At 58.3% G+C, this 24,088-nt stretch carries 25 protein-coding genes; 21 read left to right on the forward strand and 4 right to left on the reverse strand.

The genetic code is table 11. The annotated features are described in order from the left end of the window. The first annotated feature begins 10 nt into the window (after positions 1–10). From LKR43_RS13335 to mobF, 17 genes are all read left to right on the forward strand, one after another. Positions 11–2,455: a VirB4 family type IV secretion/conjugal transfer ATPase gene (locus tag LKR43_RS13335; protein ID WP_137237430.1), complete on the forward strand. Its 2,445-nt coding sequence runs from the start codon at positions 11–13 to the stop codon at positions 2,453–2,455. 11 nt (positions 2,456–2,466) lie between these two features. Further along, the gene (locus tag LKR43_RS13340; protein ID WP_137237429.1) at positions 2,467–3,024 is read left to right on the forward strand and encodes a hypothetical protein; all 558 of its coding nucleotides are present in this window, start codon (positions 2,467–2,469) and stop codon (positions 3,022–3,024) included. A 190-nt stretch (positions 3,025–3,214) separates the two neighbouring features. After that, positions 3,215–3,598 (forward strand): hypothetical protein, encoded by a 384-nt coding sequence (locus LKR43_RS13345; protein ID WP_137237428.1) that lies wholly within the window; start codon positions 3,215–3,217, stop codon positions 3,596–3,598. 38 nt (positions 3,599–3,636) lie between these two features. Beyond that, positions 3,637–4,341 (forward strand): type IV secretion system protein, encoded by a 705-nt coding sequence (locus LKR43_RS13350; protein ID WP_137237427.1) that lies wholly within the window; start codon positions 3,637–3,639, stop codon positions 4,339–4,341. Between the two features lie 9 nt (positions 4,342–4,350). Continuing rightward, a complete protein-coding gene (locus tag LKR43_RS13355) occupies positions 4,351–5,301 on the forward strand; it encodes a type IV secretion system protein (RefSeq protein WP_137237426.1) in 951 nt (316 codons plus the stop codon). A gap of 88 nt (positions 5,302–5,389) precedes the next feature. Continuing rightward, entirely contained in the window at positions 5,390–5,527 is a 138-nt protein-coding gene (locus LKR43_RS13360; RefSeq protein WP_012250609.1) for a hypothetical protein, read from the forward strand. A 3-nt stretch (positions 5,528–5,530) separates the two neighbouring features. Beyond that, positions 5,531–6,217, forward strand: coding sequence for a virB8 family protein (locus LKR43_RS13365; RefSeq protein WP_137237425.1), 687 nt, complete (start codon positions 5,531–5,533; stop codon positions 6,215–6,217). 27 nt (positions 6,218–6,244) lie between these two features. Beyond that, positions 6,245–7,132, forward strand: a complete 888-nt coding sequence (locus LKR43_RS13370; protein ID WP_137237424.1) for a TrbG/VirB9 family P-type conjugative transfer protein — start codon at positions 6,245–6,247, stop codon at positions 7,130–7,132. Further along, a complete protein-coding gene (gene virB10, locus LKR43_RS13375; RefSeq protein WP_137237423.1) occupies positions 7,129–8,256 on the forward strand; it encodes a type IV secretion system protein VirB10 in 1,128 nt (375 codons plus the stop codon). The genes LKR43_RS13370 and virB10 overlap by 4 nt, the downstream gene beginning before the upstream one ends. After that, complete coding sequence (virB11, locus tag LKR43_RS13380) at positions 8,234–9,253, forward strand: P-type DNA transfer ATPase VirB11 (protein ID WP_137237422.1); 1,020 nt, start codon at positions 8,234–8,236, stop codon at positions 9,251–9,253. The genes virB10 and virB11 overlap by 23 nt, the downstream gene beginning before the upstream one ends. A gap of 145 nt (positions 9,254–9,398) precedes the next feature. Beyond that, positions 9,399–10,316: a TrfA gene (locus LKR43_RS13385; protein ID WP_137237421.1), complete on the forward strand. Its 918-nt coding sequence runs from the start codon at positions 9,399–9,401 to the stop codon at positions 10,314–10,316. Between the two features lie 450 nt (positions 10,317–10,766). Beyond that, complete coding sequence (locus LKR43_RS13390) at positions 10,767–11,225, forward strand: hypothetical protein (protein WP_137237420.1); 459 nt, start codon at positions 10,767–10,769, stop codon at positions 11,223–11,225. A gap of 34 nt (positions 11,226–11,259) precedes the next feature. Next, positions 11,260–11,697 (forward strand): hypothetical protein, encoded by a 438-nt coding sequence (locus LKR43_RS13395; protein WP_227684544.1) that lies wholly within the window; start codon positions 11,260–11,262, stop codon positions 11,695–11,697. Further along, positions 11,694–12,401, forward strand: coding sequence for a StbB family protein (gene stbB / locus LKR43_RS13400; RefSeq protein ID WP_137237418.1), 708 nt, complete (start codon positions 11,694–11,696; stop codon positions 12,399–12,401). The genes LKR43_RS13395 and stbB overlap by 4 nt, the downstream gene beginning before the upstream one ends. Positions 12,402–12,411: 10 nt before the next feature. Beyond that, positions 12,412–12,846 carry a hypothetical protein gene (locus tag LKR43_RS13405; protein WP_137237417.1) on the forward strand — a complete coding sequence of 145 codons (435 nt, stop codon included), beginning with the start codon at positions 12,412–12,414 and terminating at the stop codon, positions 12,844–12,846. A gap of 12 nt (positions 12,847–12,858) precedes the next feature. Beyond that, positions 12,859–14,505 (forward strand): type IV secretion system DNA-binding domain-containing protein, encoded by a 1,647-nt coding sequence (locus tag LKR43_RS13410; RefSeq protein WP_137237416.1) that lies wholly within the window; start codon positions 12,859–12,861, stop codon positions 14,503–14,505. 154 nt (positions 14,506–14,659) lie between these two features. Further along, positions 14,660–17,557 carry a MobF family relaxase gene (gene mobF, locus LKR43_RS13415; protein WP_137237415.1) on the forward strand — a complete coding sequence of 966 codons (2,898 nt, stop codon included), beginning with the start codon at positions 14,660–14,662 and terminating at the stop codon, positions 17,555–17,557. Positions 17,558–17,656: 99 nt separating this feature from the next. Here mobF and merR read toward each other — a convergent pair whose 3' ends face one another. Further along, on the reverse strand, positions 17,657–18,064 hold the full coding sequence (gene merR, locus LKR43_RS13420; protein ID WP_137237414.1) for an Hg(II)-responsive transcriptional regulator: 408 nt from the start codon (positions 18,062–18,064) through the stop codon (positions 17,657–17,659). Between the two features lie 70 nt (positions 18,065–18,134). Between merR and merT the strand changes: the two genes are divergently transcribed. The 4 genes from merT (at position 18,135) to LKR43_RS13440 (ending at position 21,759) form a co-directional block, all read left to right on the forward strand. After that, positions 18,135–18,485, forward strand: coding sequence for a mercuric ion transporter MerT (merT, locus tag LKR43_RS13425; RefSeq protein WP_137237413.1), 351 nt, complete (start codon positions 18,135–18,137; stop codon positions 18,483–18,485). Positions 18,486–18,497: 12 nt separating this feature from the next. Beyond that, positions 18,498–18,788 (forward strand): mercury resistance system periplasmic binding protein MerP, encoded by a 291-nt coding sequence (gene merP / locus LKR43_RS13430; protein WP_137237412.1) that lies wholly within the window; start codon positions 18,498–18,500, stop codon positions 18,786–18,788. Continuing rightward, complete coding sequence (gene merA / locus LKR43_RS13435) at positions 18,785–20,473, forward strand: mercury(II) reductase (RefSeq protein ID WP_137237411.1); 1,689 nt, start codon at positions 18,785–18,787, stop codon at positions 20,471–20,473. The genes merP and merA overlap by 4 nt, the downstream gene beginning before the upstream one ends. A 587-nt stretch (positions 20,474–21,060) precedes the next feature. Continuing rightward, a complete protein-coding gene (locus tag LKR43_RS13440) occupies positions 21,061–21,759 on the forward strand; it encodes an SOS response-associated peptidase (protein ID WP_137237410.1) in 699 nt (232 codons plus the stop codon). Positions 21,760–21,850: 91 nt separating this feature from the next. Here LKR43_RS13440 and ssb read toward each other — a convergent pair whose 3' ends face one another. From ssb to LKR43_RS13455, 3 genes are all read right to left on the reverse strand, one after another. After that, entirely contained in the window at positions 21,851–22,330 is a 480-nt protein-coding gene (gene ssb / locus LKR43_RS13445; protein ID WP_137237409.1) for a single-stranded DNA-binding protein, read from the reverse strand. A 77-nt stretch (positions 22,331–22,407) separates the two neighbouring features. Next, entirely contained in the window at positions 22,408–23,208 is an 801-nt protein-coding gene (locus LKR43_RS13450) for a DUF3560 domain-containing protein (protein WP_137237633.1), read from the reverse strand. A gap of 565 nt (positions 23,209–23,773) precedes the next feature. Further along, the coding region (locus LKR43_RS13455; RefSeq protein WP_305080630.1) for a RadC family protein at positions 23,774–24,088 on the reverse strand (315 nt) is incomplete at its 5' end.

Below are 24,088 nucleotides of genomic sequence, written 5' to 3' on the forward strand. Positions count from 1 at the left end.
GGATGTTTTCATGACTGCTGCCACCACCCTGGCCGTGGACGAACGGCGCGTCTCGCGCTATCTGCCCTACTCCCACCATGTCACCGACCAGATCATTGCCTGCGACAACCATGAATACCTGGCGGTCATAAAGGTAACAGGCCGCGCGCCGGATGCCTATGCACAAGATGAGCTGAAAGATTGGATCGAAGCGCTGCATAACGTACTACGCGGCCTACCCATGGGATCGCTTGGCCTGTACTCCCACATCGTGCGCCGCCGCGTCACGGAATATCCCGACAGCACTTTCAAGCAGCCTTTTGCCTCCCGATTCGATGCTGCCTACCGCGCCACGTTCGATGCCTCGGGCCTGATGGTCAACGATCTATACCTGACGGTGCTTATTCATCCGGTACAAGATCCGATACTGGGCACATTCGCCAGTCTGGAAAAAGCCGACGCGCAACGCATTGCGCACTGGCAAGCCGAATCCATCGAACGCCTGAACGGCATCATACGTGCCTTGAGCGCGGGCCTTTACCGCTACGATCCACAAACCCTGGGGATCGTAGCTCGCAAGGGCTTTGCCTTCAGCGAAGCCGCCGAGTTTCTTGGATTTCTGCTTTCCGGTACCCACCGGCCCGTACCAATCAGCCGAGAACGCTTGCGAGACACCCTGCCCTACGCCAGACCGATCTTTGGCCGCCATGGAGAATTGGGCGAACTGCGTACCGTCGCCAGCTCCCGCATCTTTGGCATGATGGAGCTGCGCGACTACCCGGAAGCGACAAAACCGGGACACCTGGATCGGCTACTGGGCCTGCCGCACGAATTCGTGCTCACCCAATCGTGGGGCAGCCATACTGGGGCCGCAGCCAAGAAGCTGGTCAAGAAGCATCACAAGCTGCTGGTCGATTCCGGCGATGATTCGATCAGCCAGGTCACCCAACTGACTGAGGCCATGGACGACCTGACGTCAGCGCGCCTGGGTCTGGGCGACCATCACGCCACGATGCTGATTTATGGCGACACGGCTGAAGGGGTGCGCCAGGCCTTGGCCCAGACCGCCACGGCGCTGGCCGAAGAGGCAGTCGGCTTCCGGCCACTGGATCGAGCGCTGGAAGCCGGGTTCTGGGCGCAACTGCCCGGTAACTGGCATTGGCGGCCACGCCCGGTGCCCATCACATCGCTCAACTTCCTGTGCTTTTCCAGCCTGCATAACCAGCTGACTGGCAAACCGGTCGGCAACCCCTGGGGGCCCGCGGTCACGCTGCTCAAAACCCAGACAGGTAGCCCGTTCTTCTTCAACTTCCATGCCTCTACTGAGGACTTGGACGAAACCGGAAAGCGTCGTCCGGGCAACACCATGATCATTGGGATGACCGGCACGGGTAAAACCGTGCTGCAGGGAATGCTGCTTACCCAGGCGCAGAAGTTTGGCGCAACGTGTGTTGTCTGGGACAAGGATCAGGGCATGCAGGTGCTCATCATGGCGCTGGGGGGCCGCTACTTCAACATCCGACTTGGTGAAGCAACAGGCTGGAATCCGTTCCAGATGGAGCCCACCAAAGGAAACGTCGCCTTCATGGTGCGCCTGGTCGTATTCCTGGCCGAGCGCCGGGGCGAAGCGGTCACCACACGGCAGCAGGCCGAGATCACGCAGGCCGTGCAACAGCTGACCACGCTGATCGACCGGGAAGCCCGCACGCTATCGACCTTAAATACCTTGCTGCCCAACCCGTACAGCGACGATGACACGACAAGCACCATTCATGCTCGCTTGGCTCCGTGGTGCCAGGGCGGTGAATACGGCTGGGTGTTCGATAACCCTGCCGATGAACTGAGTCTAGCCACCGACACGGGCGACCCTGCCATCTTCGGATTTGATCTGACCGAACTACTCGATGATGACGTAGTACGAGGCGCAGCCACGATGTATCTGAAGCACCGCATTGATGCCTTGCACGATGGCCGGCGCATCATCAATCTGTACGACGAATGCCAGCACCCATTAAAGGACAGGCATTTTCAGGAAGACATGCAAGATGCCAGCCGCACCATCCGCAAGAAAAACGGCGTGCTGGCCTTCGCTACCCAGGAGCCGGGGGCTATCACGGACAACCCGGTCGGCCCCTCCCTGGTTCAGCAGACAGCCACCTTGATTCTGCTGCCCAATCCCAGAGCCAAGGCCCGCGACTACATCGAGGGCTTCGGCCTGTCGCCCACTGAATTCGAACTGTTGAAGTCTTTGGGCGAGGCCAGCCGAAAATTTCTCGTCAAGCAAGGTTCAAGCGTCACGGTCGCGCAACTGGACTTGTCCGGCTGCGAAGACGAATTGCTGGTGTTCTCTGGCAGCCCCGACATGGCGGAGATAGCTGAGCAGGCCGTGGCCCATGCCGGGCATGATCCGGCCGCCTGGCTACCCGTGTACCTGGACACCGTCAAACAAACCCGCCAGTTAACCGCCATCTCATAAGAAGGTAGCCTATGAAACCAGACCCTCATGATCGGGAAAAGCAGCTAGCAGCGCTTGAACACAACCAGCGCCAAGCACAGGCCCGCGACGATTTGCAAGCAACGAAAGGTCAGGACTTCTATGCCCGTCTGGGACTTTCCGGTCCGGACGCAGAGGCGGACACCCCAGAGGATGCATTTGTCATTTCCATCCACTGCGAACGCTGGACGCTTTCAGATCTGGAAGCAGGCGGAGGCAGTACCCACGACATCGAACTCGACCGCGTCACCTTCAATGCCGATGACTTGGTGCGCCATAGCAGGGATTACGGAATTTCCGAACCATCGAGCACCGATCCCAGCATGACCCCGAACATCTGGTTCCGTTCCACGTATCCGCGCGAAGATCGTGCTTACTTTGAGCAAGGTGTAGAAAAATATTACAGCCTACACATCCACGAAGTGAACGGCCACCCACCTGGCTCCGCCGAGTATCAACGGGTGGCTGACTTGGTCGGCGTCCGCTTCGATCAAGCCATACTAAGGCAGGAGCAGGAGCTCGAACAAGACGGGCCAGACCTATGCTCATGAATCCATTCAGCCTCCAACATATCCCTGCTCCGAATGACGACATGGGCGTACTTTGTCGGTACATCCTGAAACATAAACAAGCGCCCGACTGGCTTACAAAGGCTGGGCACGTCTGCAGCGTGACCGATGCCTGGGCGGCAGTCAAACGCAGCCCGGCCCACCCCAACAACCGTTCACCATAGGAAACCCAATGAATCGACGACATTTCATCACTACTGTTAGCGCCGCTGCGCTGCTGACCATCGTAGCCGGATGCAAGACTGAACCAGATGGTGAAAAGTTTCTTGGTTATTGGAAGTCGGATAGCAAGTATGACCCTGATGCCATCCACATCACCCGAAACGGCGATAGCTTCCTCTTCACGCTCGTCACCAAGGACCCTTTTGGTGGCGGCTACCAACTCCACAAGCTACCCGGCAAGCTGGATGATTCAGACAACATTCTGGCTGTAGGTGATAAACGCGTTGCCTACGATGAAAGCGCTGACCTCATTGTGTCGGGCCAGATGAAAGCGCATCGCACGACCGAAGCCGATTACCAAGCCATTGCGAAGCAGGCCAGTACCAAACCCTGACCTTCGCGCCTGAAGGCGCATTCTCCGGAGTATTTCCCATGACACGCTGCAAGTCATTTGCGGCGGGCATCGTCCTGTCCGCCGTTTTCTTAAACCCTGTCCAAGCTAGCGGCATCCCTACGGTCGATGCTGCCACCATTGCGCAGTTACAGGAGCAATTGCTCACTGCCAGAGACCAACTGAAGAATCTGACCGAACAGCTGGCCACCGCCAAAAGCCAACTCGCCGCATTCACACAATCCAGTGGTTTCGGAAATGTAGTCGGCAGTCCTGACATGCGTGACCAGTTACGTTCAGCTCTGCCTTCGAATGCCCAAGGGCTACTTGATCCCTCAAACGGCTCAAGCCTGGATGGCGACGTTAGCCGCGTTACCGACTCGGTCATGGCTCCGGTAAATTTTGAAGCGGATCGTGCAGAACTTTCAAAGAAGGCGTTGAACATCGAAGCGACCGCCAAGGCCATGAGTCAACGAGCCTACGACTCCATGACCCAACGTCTGGCCAATGTGGATGCACTGCAAGACAAGATCAATCAGACGACTAACCCCAAAGAGATATCCGAGCTACAGGCTCGAATCCAGATTGAGCAGGCCAATATCTTGGCCGAGCAAACTCGCATTCAGCTAGCCTCCCAACAACTGGAGGCAGAGCGTCACCTGCTACAAGCCAGAGCAGAACGGGTATATGGTGGCTGGTTTGGGGATAACGATACTGCTGGCGTAAAGGCCGGCTCCAACGAGTAAGGCCGCACCATGTCTGGCTCCACTCCTTCCGTAACCCCGCCTTCAGCCCCTAGCGACATTGCCCAATGGGTGATGACCCAAACCGAAAATACATTGAGCGATGCGGTTAACGGCCCAATGCAAGCGCTATTTGAAGCCCTAATGCCGGTCATCACGGTAGGGCTTACGATTCAATTTGTGGTCTACGCGTTTGCACTGATGCAGGGCCAGAGCAGCATGACCGTCACAGAGTTCTTTCGCAAGGCTATTCTTGTAGCCATTGTCGCAATGATTTTTGGTACGGGAGGCTTGTACCAGAACGATATCGCCGAAACCATGATTGCGCTGCCCGACGATATTACGCAGATCGCCCTGAGTACCGGCAGCGTGGCCCAAGAGGTGGACAAGCTGCAGAACGAAACCGGCAAGGCATCAAACGCCATGATGGGCAAGGGCCAAGACGCCTGGTTCAACTTTCTACCATCTACCAAGGAAGTCTTGGTCAGTCTTCTTGCCACGATGGTACGTGTCAATGCTGCCGTGGTAGGTAGCATCATCATGGTGATAGTTGTGGTCTGCAAGGTCGGCATGGCGCTCGTCGTCGCCACGGGTCCCATTTTCATTGCAGCCACTCTGTTTGAACCCACCAAACCACTCTTCAACAGCTGGGTCTCTCAAGCATTGAATTTTATATTTCTGGCGCTATTGGCCGGCCTGATTTTCGGACTATTGCTGCAGATGAATATCCAGCTCATCCGAATGATTGCCGATCAAATCAATGGCGGAGCCAAGGATATTATCGGACTCTTCGGTGCCCAGCTGCTTGTCGGCATCGCTAGCCTTGTCATCATGGTCATGATCCCAGGCCTCGCCGCCGGTCTCTCCAACGGCTTTGGCGCTCAGCTCGGTGTGGGTACCGCTGCCAAAGGGGCGTTCTCAATGCTACGGCTGCGTAGCATGCTGCGCCTGCGCGCCAAATAGGCAGTCCGCCTGTCGGCCCATGCCGGGCCAATCGCCCTACCATCCATCCCCAATCCTTCTGCCAGTCCGGCAGGATAGGAACCATTCCATGAAAAACCTCTTTGCCGCCCTCGCGCTGGCCGGGCTGTTGGCTGGCTGCGCCTTTCACGCGCCCCAGCCGCCGCAACCGGCCGATACACCACGCGTGCCGGTCAATGCCACGCCGCCTCTTTTCAAAGGAGTTTGACTCGTGTCCGCATCACTTAAATCCGAAGACATTGCCGCTTACCTGGAGCAGTCGCGCGGCCTGGAGCGCGATCACCTTGGCGAGCTCGTCAGCAGCCGTAAACGCGCCTGGCAGGTGGCCCTCGGTGCTGGCCTGATCGCCCTGGCCTCCATCGCTGCTGTTGCGGGCCTCACTCCTTTGAAGCAGCCACCTGAAATGTATGTGGTCCGCGTCGATAGCGCCACCGGCTCCATCGAACATGTCAGCAGCCTGGGCCAGCCGCTCGAAGACTACGGCCAGCGCATCGCCAAGTATTTTCTGAACACGTACGTGCTGAACTGCGAGGGCTACAGCTGGCAGACGATACAGGAGCAATTCGACACGTGCGCCTTGCTGTCCTCTGCACCCATCCAGACGCAGTACGGCAAACGATTCGAAGGGCAGGACGCCGTCACGACACGCCTCGGTACTCAGGGCACAGTCGATGTGCAGGTTCATTCGATCACATTGGGTGCCAACCAGGCCGCTATCGTGCGCTTTACCAAGACAGAGCGGGAAGTCACCACGGGCAACATCACCAAGGCTCAGCACCTGATTGCCACCATGGCGTATCAGTACACCGACGTGCCGCTCACCGAAGAGGTCGCCCGCCTGAACCCGCTGGGCTTTCAGGTCATGCGCTATGACTTGGCTGCCGACCTGTCGCGCTGACACCGACAAGGATCTGAAGGAATTCTTATGTTTAAACATTTCCCCAGTCGGCAGGTGCTGGCGTTGTTTCTTTGCTTGGCCATCCCTGCCAGCGCCCTGGCGCTGGAGACCCCTCGTTCCTCGCGGCTCGACCACCGCGTGCGCTATGTCAATTACAACGACGCCAATGTCATCCAGCTCAATGCCGTGATCGGCGTGGCCACCCATATCGTGCTGGAGCCCGGCGAAAAGTACGTCTACCACGTCTTTGGCGACAGCCAAGCCTATGCGTTTACCTACAAGAACAATCACCTGTTCTTCAAACCCACGGCAGAAGACGCCAACACCAACCTTATCGTCGTCACTGACAGGCGCGATTACAGCTTCCGGCTCTCGTACAGCGACAATCGCAATTCAGCCGCCTTGTACAAACTCGTGGTTCGTTATCCAGAGGTTCAAGCCAGGCAACGGACCCAGGCCGCACAAAAGGCTGCGATTGAGCGATCCTTACAAGCCGTCAGCGCGAACATGAACTGGCAGGCCTACACCCGCAGCGGCGATGCGGCCATCGCACCGATACACGCCTGGGACGATGGTCGTCAGACTTGGCTGCAGTTTGCACCGCAAGCCGACATTCCAACCGTGTACCGCGTCACACCAGATGGCCAGGAAGTCATCACCAATCACCACATGGCAGATGAGCGGACGATGGTGCTTCATCGCACCTCTGCCTTATGGCATCTGCGCCTGGGCGACCAAGTGCTGGCGATTCACAACGGCGCCTACGGCACCACACCCGTACCAGCACATACCGGCACGGCATCACCAGCGGTCAGACGCAGCATCAAGGGTAGTGCGAGCCCGCAATCGTCCACTGCGGCACCTGTGCCCACCATCCGCATACGCGAAGCCACGCAAGAAAGGAATTCCCCATGACGGAAAACGAACAAGACCAGGCACAAGCCTCGCAAGAGGGGAACCCTAAAGACGCCAATCTGGAGCGGGAAACACTGAATCTGGAGGCAACCGGGCGCAGCGCCCCACGCGGTGCCCGCGCTTTTCTCTGGCTCACCATTCTAATCGCTGTGGCAGTGGCTGCCGGCGTGCTCATGAAGGTCTGGAGCCGCGAACCAGCGGCAAAAGCCGATAGCGGTCTGGAAGCCGATCAAAGCGGCATTACCAATCGCCTCAAGGCCCCCAACGTGGAGCGCCCCACGCCACCTCTCGCACCGCCGCCTCCGTCACCCGAACCAACGGTGGTGCCCAGCTACAACGTCCCGGCACCCATGCCCGCAGCTCCACCTCCTGCCGATGAGCTTACCCAGCGTCGGCTGACCAGCCCGCTGCAGGCGGGCGGTGCAGACGCTAGCGGCACGACCCCAAGCCAGTCAAACGGGCCTCAAGGCCCTTATAGCGATGCTGGCCCTCTGGCCGACAAGCTGCGACCGCTGGAGCTGGCCCCATCAGTGGCCGGGCAACTGGGTGACCGCAACTTCCTGCTCACGCAAGGCACCATGATCGACTGCACCCTACAGACAAAACTGGTCAGCACCCAGTCCGGGCTTCTGACGTGTCTTGCCACGCACGATGTCATGAGCGCCAACGGCAAGGTCAAGCTCATTGATGCCGGCACCAAGTTCACGGGTTATCAGTCTGGAGGCATACAGCAGGGCCAGGCCCGCGCCTTTGTGACATGGAACCGGCTGGAAACGCCTACCGGCGTCATCGTGAATTTGAGTTCGCCCGGCACCGGCCCGCTGGGCGAAGCGGGATTGGGCGGACATATCGACAACCACTTCTGGGAACGCTTTGGCAACGCCATCATGCTTTCTCTGGTGGGCGACTTCGGTAACTGGGCATCCAATCAAGGGCAATCGGGCAGCAACAACATTCGCTTTGACAACACCGCCGAAGGCGGTCAGGAAGCGGTCGCAAAGATTCTGGAGAAGTCCCTGGACATTCCTCCCACCCTTTACAAGAACCAGGGCGAGCGTATCGGCATCATGGTCGCCCGTGATCTGGATTTCAGTCACGTCTATGAGCTTGAACCCATCCACTGAAGCGATCCCCTTTGATCGATCCATTGCGGTTCGCACCTTTCTGCGACCTTTGTCCAAACATCAGGAGGATCCCAATGTCACTGAAATCGCCATCGTGCGAGCCGGTGAGCTTTACACCCGCACACGCGGTGCGTGGCAGCTTCACGAGTGCCCCAAGCTTTCCTACCCCCACCTGGAGGCCCTGGCTACGGCCCTGGCCGCGTACAACCACATGGCACGCAGCCCCATTCAATCTGTCGTCCTGCCCGATGGCGAGCGCGGCCAGATCGTATTGCCACCAGCCTGCATTGACGGCACGTTGGCCATCAACATTCGCAAGCACGCCCAAGTGGCGCTCTCCCTGGAGGAACTGCACTCGCAAGGTGCTTTTGAGGCCACTCACGACGCCGCCGCCCAATACACGCCAGACGGTATTTCGAGAACCGATCAAGAACTGATGGCGCTGAAGGATGCTGGTGATATTCCCGGATTTCTGCTTGCCGCCATTCAGGCTCGCAAAAACCTGGTCATCTCCGGCGCGACAGGTTCGGGCAAAACCACCTTTGCAAGATCGCTGATCGACCGTGTGCCCGTCGATGAACGCCTGGTCACCATCGAAGACGTGCATGAGCTCATTCTGCCCCGGCACAGAAACCGCATTCATCTGATGTATGGCGGCACACGCGGTCGGGTTTCGGCCACCGAAAGCCTGGCCGCCTGCATGCGCTTATCGCCAGACCGGATATTCCTTGCCGAGCTGCGCGGCCCTGAAACCTGGGATTACCTGGCGGCCTTGAATACCGGACATCCAGGATCCGTCACCACCACCCACGCCAACGGGGCAGCCGATGCCTTTGACCGCCTGGCGATCCTCATCAAGCAATCACCCACGGGCGGCAACCTCGATCTGCCAACCATTCAAGCATTTCTGCGCCAGACCATAGACATCGTGCTGCATTTCGAGCGGTTCAGGCTGAAAGAGCTTTGGTTTGAACCCAAACGGCAAGCCAACGGCTGACCCGAAGCCAACAACGCCCTGAGGGGCACCCGTTTCCATCCTTGCGGACTGGCATCGCTGCCTACCCGCACCTACCCCTGAACCCGTGTGAGGCACTGCACACGTTCCGGGCAGGCCTTGCATGGGCTCGCCTGGAGCTTTACCCATGACCTCATCCACCCGTATGCCCTTTCACAAGGACAAGAACCTCCTGCGCCTGTCAGCAGCCATGCAGCGTGCTCAGCAAAAAACCACCCAGGCACTGGCCGCCGCAGCAGAAAAGCAGGCCTCAACCCCTACGCCATTCATACTGCCCGGTATCAACGAAACAGCACGCGCCATTCCGAATTACATCGCCCGTAGTGCCATCTTCGCACCGGTTCGCCGGGGCTGGCGCACACTGCATGACGACACCGTATTTCTGGAAGGCAGCAACATCCTACTCAAAGGTTCCGGCAAACAGTTGAGCGAAGACCACGCCGACATCTGGATGCACGCGATGTACCTGCAGACGACAGCCCTATTGGGCGAAGCGCCAACGATCAACCGAGCCGACTTCCTACGCGGGATGGGCCGGCCCACAGGCGGCAGCGCCTACGAATGGCTGCATGAAAGCATGAAAGACTTGGCTCGTTTCACCCTGTGCATCGAAGCCCGCAGAAAGGATGGCTCAGTCAAATACAGCTATGGCAAGAACCCTTCGACCCGAGTCCTAGCCATGCTGGGCGGTTTCGATTACCACGAGCCTACCGGCAGCTATACCTTGTACGCCGATCCTCGCTGGGCACAGATCTTCGGAAACCGGGAATACGCCCTGGTTGACTGGGCCAAGCGCCTGCAAATGCGTCATGACCTGTCCAAAAGCTTGCAGCGCCTGATCGGCACGTCCGCCGACATCCAGCAGAAATACAGCCTGGACATTCTCAAGCAACGTGCTCAATACACTGGCCGCATGCGTGATTTTCGAACGAGCCTGGAGCGCAGCTTGACAGAATTGGAAGCGCTGCAAGTGATCACGGAACCCCACATAGAAACGGCCACCCGTGGCCATGAACAAGCGGTCTGGACACGACTGGATCGCTAGACTCTCCATCGTCATAACATCGCGCCTGACTCCAAAAACAGCCGATTCAAAGGCCTTTTTCAGGCTGTGGATAAGTGGTTTGTACCGTCGTCATAGCATCGCGCCTGCATCGTCATAAGATCGCGGCTTTTCGTCATAGCATCGCGCTTTATCGTCATAACATCGCGCATCATTTTTTGAAACCTGCATGAACAGGCGCTTTCCAGCCATCAGAACGCCTTCTACCTTATTTCTACCTTATTACTACCAGCAAGTCCTGTGGATAAGTCCAACTCCCGCTCCACCTGATCGCAACACCTTGCCTGCATAATCCAGGCCGTTTTGAATTGCCACGCTGAGCAGCCGCATCGCGGCTGCATCGGTCTGCAATTGACCACATCCGCCCTTTCGGACACACCTCACCCTCATCCCCCATCACTGCCCTTCAAGCTGCTGGGCAAAGGAGTCCTCATGCACTCGACCATCGACACCCGGATATTGCACATCGTGCAACAAGCCGCCCACTACGGCATTGGCACCATGGGCCTGGGCGAAGCGCTCACTGCCGCCCTGGTGCTGGATCGCAGCGACTGGCTGCGCGAGCGTGGCTACAGCATCGCCCAAGCCCTGGATCGAATCGGTCCGGAATGGGCTGCCCGCCTCTCCGAAGTCGCCCGGCAATTTCACACCGAAGTGACTCACGCCCGACTTCGGTTTTCATTCGAGATCATCCCTCACCACTCCGACTCCGGCGGCTACACCCTACGCCTACTGAGCGACGGTCAGGAAGTCGGCGGCGGACGTTTCTCCGCACGTGGCAGGTCGGTCCAGTTCGCAGACGAACAATCTGCCTACGACGAAGCCCTGGCCGTCGGCTGCGCCTGGCTGGAAGGCAAGCAGACCGAGGTCTTTCCTGAGCTGTCGCACTAAGCGGCACTGTCTTCAACCCAACTCCTGGAAACCTATGTACTCACCCCAACCCGTGTCACGCTATCGGGCCGTACTTTCTGCCCTCGACCCACGCATCAGCCTTTCAGCCCAACTACGCGCGCTGTTTCCAATGATCGAAGCCGAGTTTGCTGCAGGTGTGCCACACGCCGCCGTACTGGAGGATTTGGCCGCTGCAGGTCTGACCGTGCAACGCAGCACCTTCGCCATCACGCTGTATCGCTGGCGTAAAGCCCAGCGATCCGCAGCCAATCCTTCGGCTTCTACGGTGAAACCGGCCTCACCTCCTGCGGCACTTGATGCTATTCAAGGCCGACCACACAACCTCCAAACACCCGGCGATCTACGCAAGATTCGCGACATGCAGATAGACCTGGAGGCCTTGCGACGTGAAGGCTTGGCCAGCCGTACCCAATCTAGTGAAAACAACCCCATGAAAAGGAATAAACCATGAAAGTCGCCGTCCTGAACTACACCGGCTCTGTTGGCAAGACAGTCGCTGCCTCTCACCTTCTGGCACCACGCATGAACGGTGCCCAGATTTTTGCAGTGGAATCCACCAACGAAACGGGCGCTGACCTGGGCCTGAATGTCGATCAGCTACGCGGCGAACACTTTGGCCGATTGTTTCGCGAGCTACTCACCCGCGAAGATGCGATCGTCGATGTGGGTGCCAGCAATATCGAGGACTTTCTGACGCATATGATGCGCTACGAAGGTGCACACGAGGAAATGAACTATTTTGTACTGCCTGTGATCAATACCGGCAAGGCCCAGCGCGAAACCATCAAGACGGTGGCTGCCCTGGCAGAACTGGGTGTTGACCCAGAGCGGGTACGGATACTTTTCAATCGTGTCGATAGCAGCGTGCAGGATGAATTCCCCTCCATCCTGGCCTATGCCGCCAAAACAGGCGAAGTGCAGGCCAACCCCCAGGCTGCCATTTACGAAAACGAAGTCTTCGAGTTGCTGGCCGACCAACGCACCACAATTGCCGATGTACTGGCTGATCAGACCGACTATCGCGCCCTACTTCGCGCTGCCGAACCTGATGACCACTTCCGAATTTCACAACTGAGCAACCGGCACGCCCTGCGCGCCCTGGCCAAACCGGTGGACAGGCAAATGAACGCGGCTTTTACCGCGCTGTTTTCCTGAGCTGGCCACCATGGAATCACACTCGAATGTCAGTGGCGCTCGTACCAAGCTGGATTTGCTGTACCACGAAGTATTGGGTGAAGTCGCTGGCCTGGTGAACAGACTAGAAAGCGCCACCCAAAGCCTGGATGCAGTGCAAAAGCAGATGCAATCCATGGGCGAAGCGCAGCAAGTCTTGCCTGAACAACTCAGCCGCCATCTGACCGCCACGATGGAAACGGCAGCCAAACCCATCAATCAGCAGGCTCAACACGCCATCCAGACCATGCTGGATGACACCGGCAGCCGGCTGGATCAATTGGCCCGGGATGCCGCGCAGTACGCCAGCATCGCCCACCAATCCGCACGACGTATGGCAATCATCGCCCTGGTCGTAGGCGGTATAGCAGGCATTCTGGGTGGCTTGCTGGCAGGCCTGGCCCTGGGTCAGATTTTGATCTCTTGAGGACCGGTACTTATGTCCACCTTGATTTCACCCATTACCCGGCGGCGCATTGCCGCCTTTTCTTTGGCGCTCTTGCCGACTGGTGCCTGGATGGCTGCCGCCACCTGGGGCAGCCATATGCGCTGGCGGGACTGGAACGCCAAAACGTTCTGGCATTTTGTGATGCTAACGCCGCAGTACCCAGTGCTCTACGGCGCACTGGGCATAGGTTTGGTCCTCGCCTTGGTGCTTATCCTGCTTATCGGGCGCACCGCTAGAACCGAAGGGTTTGAGGGTGCTGCCTACAAACGCTTTGTACGTGGCACACGCACCACCTCGGCAAAAAGCCTGGCTCGCCAGTGCCAAGAAGTCGGCAAACAACAAATCGACGTGGGCGGCATCCCCATGCCGACCGCCAACGAGAACCTGCATTTGCTCATCAGCGGTGCCACGGGCTCCGGTAAATCGGTGTTGTTGCGCAACATGGCCGCTTCGGTACTCAAGCGCTCACAGAACGACATGAACAACCGTTTGTTCGGCCAAACTCCAGAGCGCAACGATCGCATGATCGTGATCGACCCCAATGGGGACCTGCTCAGCAAGCTCTGGCAACCCAACGATGTGATTCTGAATCCCTACGATGCCCGCAGCCAGGGCTGGTCGTTCTTCAATGAAGTCCGTGCCGACTATGACTGGAAGCGGTTGGCCCATTCCATGGTTCCCATGAGCCAGGACAAAAACGCTGAAGAATGGAACGACTTCGGCCGCCTGCTGCTACGCGAGACGGCCAAGAAACTCCATCAGTTGCAGGGCGCGGAGGCTAGCGTGATGGATCTATTCCGCCTATGCACCATCGAAGACCCCAAGGTCTTGAAGCAATTCCTGGAAGGCACCCTGGCCGAATCCCTTTTTGTTGGCTCCAGCGAAGCCAGCAAAGCGCTGTCTTCCGCCCGCTTCGTGCTGTCAAACAAGCTGTCCGAGCACACTGGCATGAAGCCCGGGCGGTTCTCCATCCGGGACTGGCTGGCCAAGCCCGATGGTGGAAACCTGTACATCAACTGGCGCGAAGACATGATGAGTTCCATGAAGCCGCTGGTGTCGTCATGGGCTGACGTGTTCATTACGTCCATCTTATCCATGCCTGAAGGCACCCACCGACGCTGGTGGTTGTTCATTGATGAGCTGGCTAGCCTGGAAGCCCTGCCGTCACTGGAAGCGGGCCTGACCAAGGGTCGGAAAAATGGCCTGCGTATTGTGGCGGGTTTGCAGAGTACGTCGCAGTTGGAACATATCTACGGGCGCACCATGTCCACCACTATCCGGGCGAGCTTTCGCAACCTGGCTGTGCTGGGCGGCTCCCGTACCGACCCGCAAACGGCAAAGGATATGAGTGAGAGCCTCGGAAAGCACGAGGTCGAACGGCCTAAGTACAGCATCAGTCGCAGTGTGGATCATCGGAATACGTCGGACAACATGGATCGGACGACAGAAGATGTGGTGGCGGCGGCACAGATACAAGCGCTGCCAGCGCTGGGCGGGTATGTGGCCTTGGCGAGGGATTTTCCGATTGCGAGGGTGAGTTTGCCGTTCAGGGAGTTTGGGGCGACTGCGATGGCGTTTCAAGAGTCGGGAAGAGTGCTGAATGCTGCTACTTCCACAACAGCACCATCTAATGGTTAGACTAATCGATCACGATTAGTTGCCCCGTCACTTATCCACATAATCTGTGGATAAACTTGTGTAAACCCTTCCTCCTTACCTTCAAGAGCTAGCACTGGTAAGGGTTAGTGCCCTGCTGGCCAATTTCTCGCCACCACCCTTGCCTGGAGCTCACATGATCTCGCACAGCCAGATCTATCGCGCCCGCGCGTCCCTTGCAACCCACTACTACGCCGATCAAGCCGATGATTACTACAGCCGTGACGGCAACGCCGCCACGTGGCAAGGCGAAGGCGCTCGACGTCTGGGGGCCATCGGTGAAATCGACCCTCAACGCTTCAAAGCCATGCTGCAGGGCGATTTTGGCCGTGGCGTCGCAGCCGGCCGGTCAATCCGCAAAGATGCCAAAGCTCGCGCCGCCCTCGATCTGACCTTCGGCGCACCTAAAAGCATCACCCTGCAGGCCTTGATCGGTGGCGACGAACGCCTGATTCACGCCAACGATAAAGCGGTCGCCTCGGCTCTCGTCTATGCCGAACAGCACCTAACCATGGGCCGTCGCAAGGAAAACGGCAAGTCAAGGGTAGAACACACAGGCAATCTCATTATTGCCAAGTTCCGCCACGAAACCGCACGTCCCACCGAAGGCGCTGCCCCCGATCCTCATCTGCACATTCACGCCCTACTGATGAATTTGACTCAGCGGGTCGACGGCAGTTGGGTAGCGTTGTCCAATGAAGAAATCTTCAAGCTGCTGCGCGTGACGGACTCAATCTACCAGGCGGAACTGGAACGCAATGTCCGTGCGCTGGGGTACGCGGTTCGCCATGAAAAAAGCCATATCGAACTCGCCCATATCAGCCGTGAGCAGATCGAGTTTTTCAGTAAACGCAGCGCCGGCATCACGGCTGAACTATCTGCACGCGGCACCAGTCGTGAAGCCGCCCCTCACGCCCTACGTCAAGGCATCACTCTAGCCCACCGCCAGGCGAAGACACAGGAACTCAATCGAACGGAACTGTATCGGCAATGGCGTGACGCCGCTACAGCTATCGGGATGCAGTTTGACCATGCCAACCAACAAGCGGATATCCAGCCGACACAGGAATTGGAGCATCGATCCGATTTGGTGGCTCAAGCCTCACTGAACTGGTCGATCCAACATCTGGCCGAAAGGGAATCCGTCATGCCTCTGGCGGATTTACTGCAAAACGCCGTTCGCCATGCCGGCGGCCATACGGACATTACAGCCATTCAGGCAGCGATCCAGGGCCGTGTGAAGTTCGGCGCACTGATCCGAGAGGCGCCCCACTACCGCAGCACGCAGGACATGCAGGCCTTTCCCATGACGCGCGAAGGCTGGGCCACAGAGGTCGTACGCCTGCGCGGCCTACCCCAGGAAACCGCTCTGCAACTCGTTGATCAGGCCATTGGCGAAGGACGCCTGTTGATGGAAAGCCCACGCTATGCGACCCGGAAGGCCTTTGAGGCAGAATCCAGAATACTGGCCGCCGAACAAGCTGGACGCAGTGCCTGGCACGCCACGATTGACGCCACCAAAGCAGAAAGCAGCCTAGACACACGCCTCACACCAGGACAGCGCGAAGCCGTCATGTTGATCGCAACCGGCTCCGATCAAATTGCCGGGATTCAGGGGCTAGCGGGCACCGGAAAATCCTTCGCCCTGCAAAGCGCCCAAGTGATCCTACATCACCAAGGGCACACCATGGCGGCCCTGGCCCCCTACGGGAACATGGTTCGAAATCTGCGCGAAGATGGCATACCAGCCAGCACGATTGCATCGGTCCTGTCTGCCTCTGACAAACGCCCCTTCACCGACACCCTAGGGCAAAAAACGGTCGTGGTGATTGATGAAGCCGGCGTCGTGCCCCTGCGGCAGATGGACAAACTACTGGCACTTATTCAGCCGACCGGCGCCAAAGTCATATTGCTGGGCGACACCGCCCAGACCAAGGCCATCGAGGCTGGCCGCGCCTTTGCCATGCTGCAGGAAAATGGCATGAAAACCGTATTAATGGCAGACATCCAGCGGCAACGCTGCGAACGGCTACGCCAAGCGGTGCAACTGGCTGCCGGTGGTCAGGCAAGCCGATCTCTGCCGCTTTTGAATCGTGTGCTCACCATCCCGGATCAGTTCACTATTGACGAGCATGGTCGAAAAACCCGAGACAGTTCCTCCCGGTATGAAGCAATTGCCCAGACCTATACGCAGCTTTCAGCCGCAGAACAAGCAGGCACCATCGTGGTGACAGGGACCAATGCGTCCCGGGAAGCCATCAATGCACGGATCCATGCGCTACTCGGGCTGGAAGGCAGAGGCCATCAATGCCAGTTGCTTGCTCGTCATGACACCACTCGCGCAGAGCGCAGTGTCGCCCGGTATTACACCGTTGGCGACATTGTCGTTCCGGAACGGGATTACCAGTGCGGTCTGAAACGCGGCGAGCTGTACAGCGTCACCAGCAGCACGCGCCATGACCGCATCACCGTGGAACCGCTCAAGCCCAGCCCAACCCATGCCGAACCCATAGAGATCATCCCGAAAACCATGTCCAAGCTATCGGTCTACCACCTGAGCCGGGCAGAGCTGTCTGTGGGCGACCATGTCCGCATCACACGCAACGATGCCCAGAACGACCTAGTCAACGGCCAATTGGCGAAGGTCGCGGCGATTGATGCAAGCAGCGTCACCATCGAAACCAACGGTCGCCGCGTGCAGCTATCAACAGATCGACCGCTACACATGAACTATGCGTACACCACCACCGCGCATAGCGCCCAGGGTTTGACCTGCGACCGGGTGCTTTACAACGCTGAAAGTTTCAGCCGCACGACCGCCCAGGACACCTACTATGTCAGCATTTCTCGTGAGCGGCACGAAATTGTGGCATTTACAGATGATGCGTCCAAGCTGCCCCAACGCGTGGATCGCCTGACATATAAAGGCTTAGCTCATGACCTGCAGCAGATGGCGGCACATGAGTTGGAGCCTGGAAAGAACGAGCTTGGCACAGCGCCCCTGAAAGCGGAATCCGAGTTGGACATTGCATGATTTCCAAGATCGCCCATCAGTTCAGGCACCTGTGCCCTATCTGGAGGCGCCTCAGAAATCGAAAAAAAATCGTACGCTAAGGCGCGCGACAGCTTTGACCTAGCAGCAGTGCAACGCTGCAATCAACGGGCAGGAAATATTGCCGTGGTGCGCACTGCACTCGCTCACTAACTTCGACAGCGCTGCTTCCATTCGCGTAAGGTCCGCCATGCGTGCGCGCACATCGGCCAGCCGGTGGGCGGCCAGTTCGGCCGCCTCGCTGCAATGGGTGCCATCCTCCAGTTTCAGGAGCTGGCCAACCTCATCCAGGCTGAACCCTAAGCGCTGGGCTGATTTCACGAACGTCACCCGCGCCACGTCCGCCTGCCCGTAGCGGCGGATCCTCCCATAAGGCCGCTCTGGCTGGGACAGCAAACCCTTGCGTTGATAAAAGCGGATCGTCTCTACGTTGACCCCGGCTGCCTTGGCGAAGGCACCAATGGTTAGATTCTCTTGAGCGCTCTGCACGGCCTTGACTCCGTAGTTGACTACGGAAGTAACATTACAGCATCAAGCGAAGACTCGGAAGGAAAACCTTATGTCGGAACCCAAGAACGGTCGCGGCGCGTTGGCCGCTGGCGGTCTCGCGACCATCTTGGCCTCAACGTGCTGCCTCGGCCCGCTCGTCTTGGTCGCTCTCGGCTTCTCGGGCGCATGGATTGGCAACCTGACCGTGCTGGAGCCGTACCGGCCAATCTTCATCGTCGTAGCGCTCATCGCGCTGTTCTTCGCCGGGCGCAGCATCTTCCGACCGCCCCATGCCTGCAAGCCCGGCGACGTTTGCGCCGCACCCCAAGTTCGGACAGCCTACAAGGTGATTTTCTGGATCATGTCCACCCTGGTCCTGGTGGTCCTCGTTTTCCCCTACGTCCTGCCGCTGTTCTATTGAAAGGAAATCCTCATGAGAAAACTCACTGTCCTGTTCGCCCTTGCCACTGCGCTTTCCTCCCCGGCTTGGGCGGCCGATAAGTTGGTAACGCTGTCCATTCCAGGCATGACATGCGGCGCTTGCCCGATCACTGTGCGCACTGCACTCAACCGCATACCTGGCGTGGAGAAGATTGGCATCGACGAGGCGCACAAGCTAGTCAGTGTCACCTATGATGACAGCAAGACCAACGTACAGGCTCTGGTTGAAGCGACCAAGGACGCTGGCTATCCCTCCAGCGCCAAACAGCAGGGGCGGCTATGACCGAAACCACATCTCTTCACATCGAAGGCATGACCTGCACGTCATGCGCCGAGCACGTCCAGGAGGCTTTGAAGAACGTGTCCGGCGTGCGCTCGGCCTCGGTGTCCTATGCGCAACGGCAAGCCGACATTGAGGCGGACGCAGGCGTGAGCGTGGCCACGCTGGTTGCCGCAGTGGCCACGCTCGGCTATCGCGCACGGATTGCCGATATGCCGAACAAGCCTACCGGCCTGCTGAACAAGGCGCTGGGCCGGCTCGGTGGAGAAACGAAGCATGAAGGCAGTGAACAAGCTCTGCACGTGACCGTAATCGGCAGCGGCGGCGCGGCGATGGCGGCAGCATTGAAAGCTGTGGAGCGTGGGGCGCGCGTGACGCTGATCGAGCGCGGCACGATTGGCGGCACCTGCGTCAATGTGGGCTGCGTGCCCTCCAAGATCATGATCCGGGCCGCGCATATCGCCCACCTGCGTCGCGAAAGCCCATTCGATGAAGGTCTGCCTGCCGTAGCACCTGCCGTGCTGCGCGAGCGTCTGCTGGCCCAGCAACAAGGCCGAGTCGAAGAACTGCGCCGCGCCAAGTACGAAGGCATCCTAGCGAGCACCCCGGCCATCACGCAGCTAGCGGGCGAAGCTCGGTTCAAGGACGGGCGTACACTAACCGTGGCAACCGATGACGGCAGCACGCGCGAAGTGACCTTCGACAGTTGCCTGATCGCTACCGGCGCGGGTCCAGCGATCCCGCCGATCCCCCGCTTGAAGGACACGCCGTACTGGACGTCTACCGACGCGCTGGCGAGCGATACGATCCCCGAGCGGTTGGCCGTCATCGGCTCGTCGGTGGTGGCGGTGGAGTTAGCACAAGCCTTTGCACGACTAGGCAGCCAGGTCACGATTCTGGCGCGCAGCACGCTATTCTTCCGCGAAGACCCGGCCATTGGCGAAGCCTTAGCAAACGCCTTCCGTGCCGAGGGCATCGAGGTGCTGGAGCACACCCAGGCGAGCCAGGTCGCCTACGCGGACGGGGAATTCGTGCTTACCACCGGGCATGGTGAGTTGCACGCCGACAAGCTGCTCATCGCCACGGGTCGCGCACCGAACACCGGCAACTTGAACCTCGAAGCGACGGGCATCGAGGTGAACACGCAAGGGGCCATCGTCATCGACCGCACCATGCGCACCAGCGCGCCGCACATCTATGCGGCCGGCGACTGCACCGACCAGCCGCAGTTCGTCTATGTAGCGGCGGCGGCCGGCACGCGCGCAGCGGTCAACATGATCGGCGGCAATGCTGAGCTGGACCTGACGGCGATGCCAACGGTGGTGTTCACCGATCCGCAGGTGGCGACTGTGGGCTACAGCGAGGCGCAAGCGCACCACCACGGTATCGAGACCGACAGCCGCACACTCACCCTCGACAACGTGCCGCGTGCGCTCGCCAACTTCGACACGCGTGGCTTCATCAAGCTTGTGGTGGAGGCCGGCTCGGGGCGGTTGATCGGGGTGCAGGCGGTGGCTCCAGAAGCGGGCGAACTGATCCAGACGGCCGCGTTGGCGATCCGCCACCGGATGACCGTGCAGGAGCTGGCCGACCAGTTGTTCCCGTATCTCACGATGGTCGAAGGGCTGAAACTCGCGGCGCAGACTTTCAGCAAGGACGTATCGCGCTTGTCCTGCTGCGCCGGGTGAGGAAAAGGAGGTGTTCGATGACCGCCTACACGTTATCCCTCCTGCCCATACGTCGTAATGAATCTGTCCAGAAGAATTGATGGAACGCGCTCAGTCCCAGGATGCAGCCCTCTAGTGGATCTATTGCGGCGATCCTGTAATCCCATCACAGCCCATCTGCAATCATGGCGTGGCGCTCATGCAGCTTTGATGCTGTCACAGTGCAGAAGAAAAGCTGTCGATTTGTAGTCATAGTGTTGGGGCCATATGGTCGCCACCCTGTCTACGCACCAGAAGGCCACGATCGTGGCCTCAACCCTCCCCGCCATATCATAGCCTTACACCAGTTTGTTGCTCTGTCTGTCCTACGACGGTGCACGTGACCGTTTTCCTGCAAGCATTTGATAAATAAGATCCTTCCTCACCCCGTCAGGGGTGCGTCTTGTGTGGCACTTTTAAGGCCACAAATGAGCGAAAGCGAATTTGGGGATTTAGAAGTGCCTGCCAGATCGAAGAGCTGGCAACGTCACATCTCAGGGACCCATCGAAGATGGGACGCCAATCCTATTCAGTTGATAGCCGAGACATAGGTTCTGTCACAATAAAGCATGTGCAATCGCTATGTGACACCGACCGAAGCTGAGATTGAAAGGCTTTGGCATATTGGAAACCGGAACCAGCCTCGATGGTGGGAGGCCGCCGTTCACCCTCGTGCTGCTGGCCCATTTATTCGGGGGTACGATATCGGGCGTGAGCTGGTGGTCGGCCAGTGGGCCCTCATCCCGCACTTTGCCAAGTCGGCGAAGCTGCCATATCAGACGAACAACGCTCGTTCAGAAGAACTGGCCAGCAAGGCGAGCTATCGCCAACCCTGGCAGCGCGGTCAGCGCTGTATTATGCCGGCGATGTCTTTCGACGAGCCTTGCTGGGAAACCGGCCGCAATGTGTGGTGGCAATTCCAGCGGTCAGACGGTGCCCCTTGGGGCCTGGCCGGCCTGTGGAATGCTTGGACCGACCCGGCGACGGGCGAAGTACTGGAAAGCTACACGATGCTCACAATCAACGCCGATGCACATCCGTTGATGCGTCGGATGCACAAGCCTGATCCGAAGAAGTCAGCCACTGCCCAAGACAAGCGCTCAGTCATTCCGATCGAATTGAATGATGTCGATTGGTGGCTGACAGGCTCAGTTGAGGAGGCTAGCAGCCTCTTGCGCTTGGCACCGGAAGATATTTTAGATACCAAGCCCATCGAGGTGCCTTCGCTGGGCGGTGCCAACGTCATCACCCAACAGGCTCTGTGGTAGCTACTTCGACACTTTTAATAATAGCTTTACCGTCTGAGGCAACGTCAATCCGTCCTAATGCCTGCCCCAGCTAAAGCCGGGGCAAACCTTCTCACATGCACAGCCAGCTGCGTCCCGCACCTACCAGATTGAACGGTATATCATCCGCCACGACAGCACCGCCACTCGTGAGGCTAGGAGCAGCAGCGGCCTTACGCGCTGCTGGCTTAGCTGACGACGACTGGCCATCTGCACCACGGCCCCCGAGCATCTGCATTTGCTCAGCGACGATCTCGGTGCTGTAACGATCAGCACCTGCTTCCTTATCCTGCCATTTCCTAGTCTTCAACCGCCCTTCTACATAGACCGCACTACCCTGGCGCAGATACTCGCCGGCGATTTCTGCCAAACGGTTATAGAACACAATCCGATGCCATTCGGTTTCTTCTCGTTTCTCGCCTGTCGCCTTGTCTTTCCAGCTTGTCGATGTAGCCACGGAAATGGTGCAGATCCCGACTCCATCCGCGCTATAGCGGATCTCTGGATCACGGCCCAAGTTGCCGATAATGATGACTTTGTTGACTGATGCCATGCTGTTGCTCCTGGTAGTGGTTCGGCGTAATCTCGCCGACAAATTGCCCAGGCCGATAAAGCGGCCTGGGTTTCGGTTTAGCTATCTGTTGATCCGTTCAAAACCTGCATGACGGCTTTTGCCTGCCATATGGCGGCGTTGTTCAGTTGACGCACCCATGCGCCACGGGTTGGGCTCCACCGAAAACCATGGCGTTTTAGAATCTCGCGGGTGGCTTTTTCCGGTTTACCTTCGAACATAAACATCACACGGTTCTCTTCCACGTCCTCAGCGTATGCATACCCCGTCCCCTGTATGCTGACCGGCTTGCGGTCCTGGATTGCCCGTAGTTGTTTGATCCGTTGCTGAATACGGCGAATGTTCGCGTTATTGTTGGTCAAGGCATAAGGCGGGAAGCCTACACGCCCGGCATAGTCCGGCGTGATCAGCTTCTGTGCGCTTTCTTCCGAGTATCCAAGCTCAAGCAAAGCGCGCCGTTGGCCCTCTGCATCGCCCTTGTGCTTACGGATCAGCTGATTACTCTTTTTCATGCGTTCCTGATTTTCTGTCAGTTGCTCCACCTGGCGCATGAGTTTGCTTATTGCATCCGGGTCATCGCTGGAAATTCCCCCATCGCCTACTGCAGCCGCCTTCTGCACATAGTGGTCAGCCTTCTTTTGCAGATCAAAGGCTTTGCCGTACGTGTTATGAATCCGCTGCCGGTAATTGCGGTCTCGGCCTTCGCTATGGTGGCCAACTAGGATCGGCTGTCCGAATGGAATCGCCTCACCCATTTGCTTTGCCCGGTCGTAGGTGGTTGCAGCCTGTGCCTCGGCCTGAACTGCCCTAGCCTCTAGCTTGGCCTTGCGGTCTGCCTGCTTTGCTTCGTAGTGGTTCATGTCGTTTTCCTTCAAAAAGTGCGCAGTGGCGCGGTTGTGATGTCATTGCTGACCGGGCCTGAAGATTCTTGAGCCCGTTTGTAGGTTTTTGCTGCCGGGTTGTGTGTTGGTCCCATCGCGTTTTGCCGCCAGTCCTGTGAGTTCCATCGCCCTTGCCGTGCTGAATCAGGCAGTGACTAGCGGAAAGGGGGAAGATTTGTAAAAGTCGCGTAGCGGGTTTTATGAACACTCCCTTGAAGCGCCGGAACGTAGTGATACAGTCGGCGTTTTAGGGCGATGGAACTATCAGGACCAGGCATGCTGTGTCACGACGCACAACCCGGCAGCAGCCCGCGCGGCGAGCGCCACCATCACCGAGCCGGTGATCTAAATTGAAGGTAGTTACTCAAGATGTATCCAGCTTGCGCCAGCAAGCCGCTATGCCCGTCCTGGTACACAGGGACGGGCTGCTTTTGTCGAGAAGGAAGAAAACGGATAACACTTGTGCGGCAGCACAAGTCCAACTTGCGCCGCAACGCGCAGCGTCTACCTGTGCAGGCGGGCTCTCACCCGCCTTGCTCCAGGTTTACACCTGGCCTCGTTCCGCTAACGAAGTAGTGTTCTGCCCGGTCACGATGATGTGATCCAGCAAACGAACATCAACCAACGCCAAAGCATGTTTTAAGTGCCGCGTCAGTGCCAGATCGGCTTCGCTGGGTTCAGGTATACCGCTAGGATGGTTATGTGACATGATGATTGCAGCGGCATCCAGGCGTAGCGCGGTTTTAACGATTTCGCGCGGGTATACGCTGGCCTGCGTCAACGTGCCATGGCTCATTTCCATGTAACGGATCACCTTAAACTGGCTGTTCAGGTACAGCACAGCGGCAACTTCATGCCC

The sequence above is a fragment of the Pusillimonas sp. MFBS29 genome, from assembly GCF_020687695.1.
Lineage (GTDB): Bacteria > Pseudomonadota > Gammaproteobacteria > Burkholderiales > Burkholderiaceae_B > Pusillimonas_C.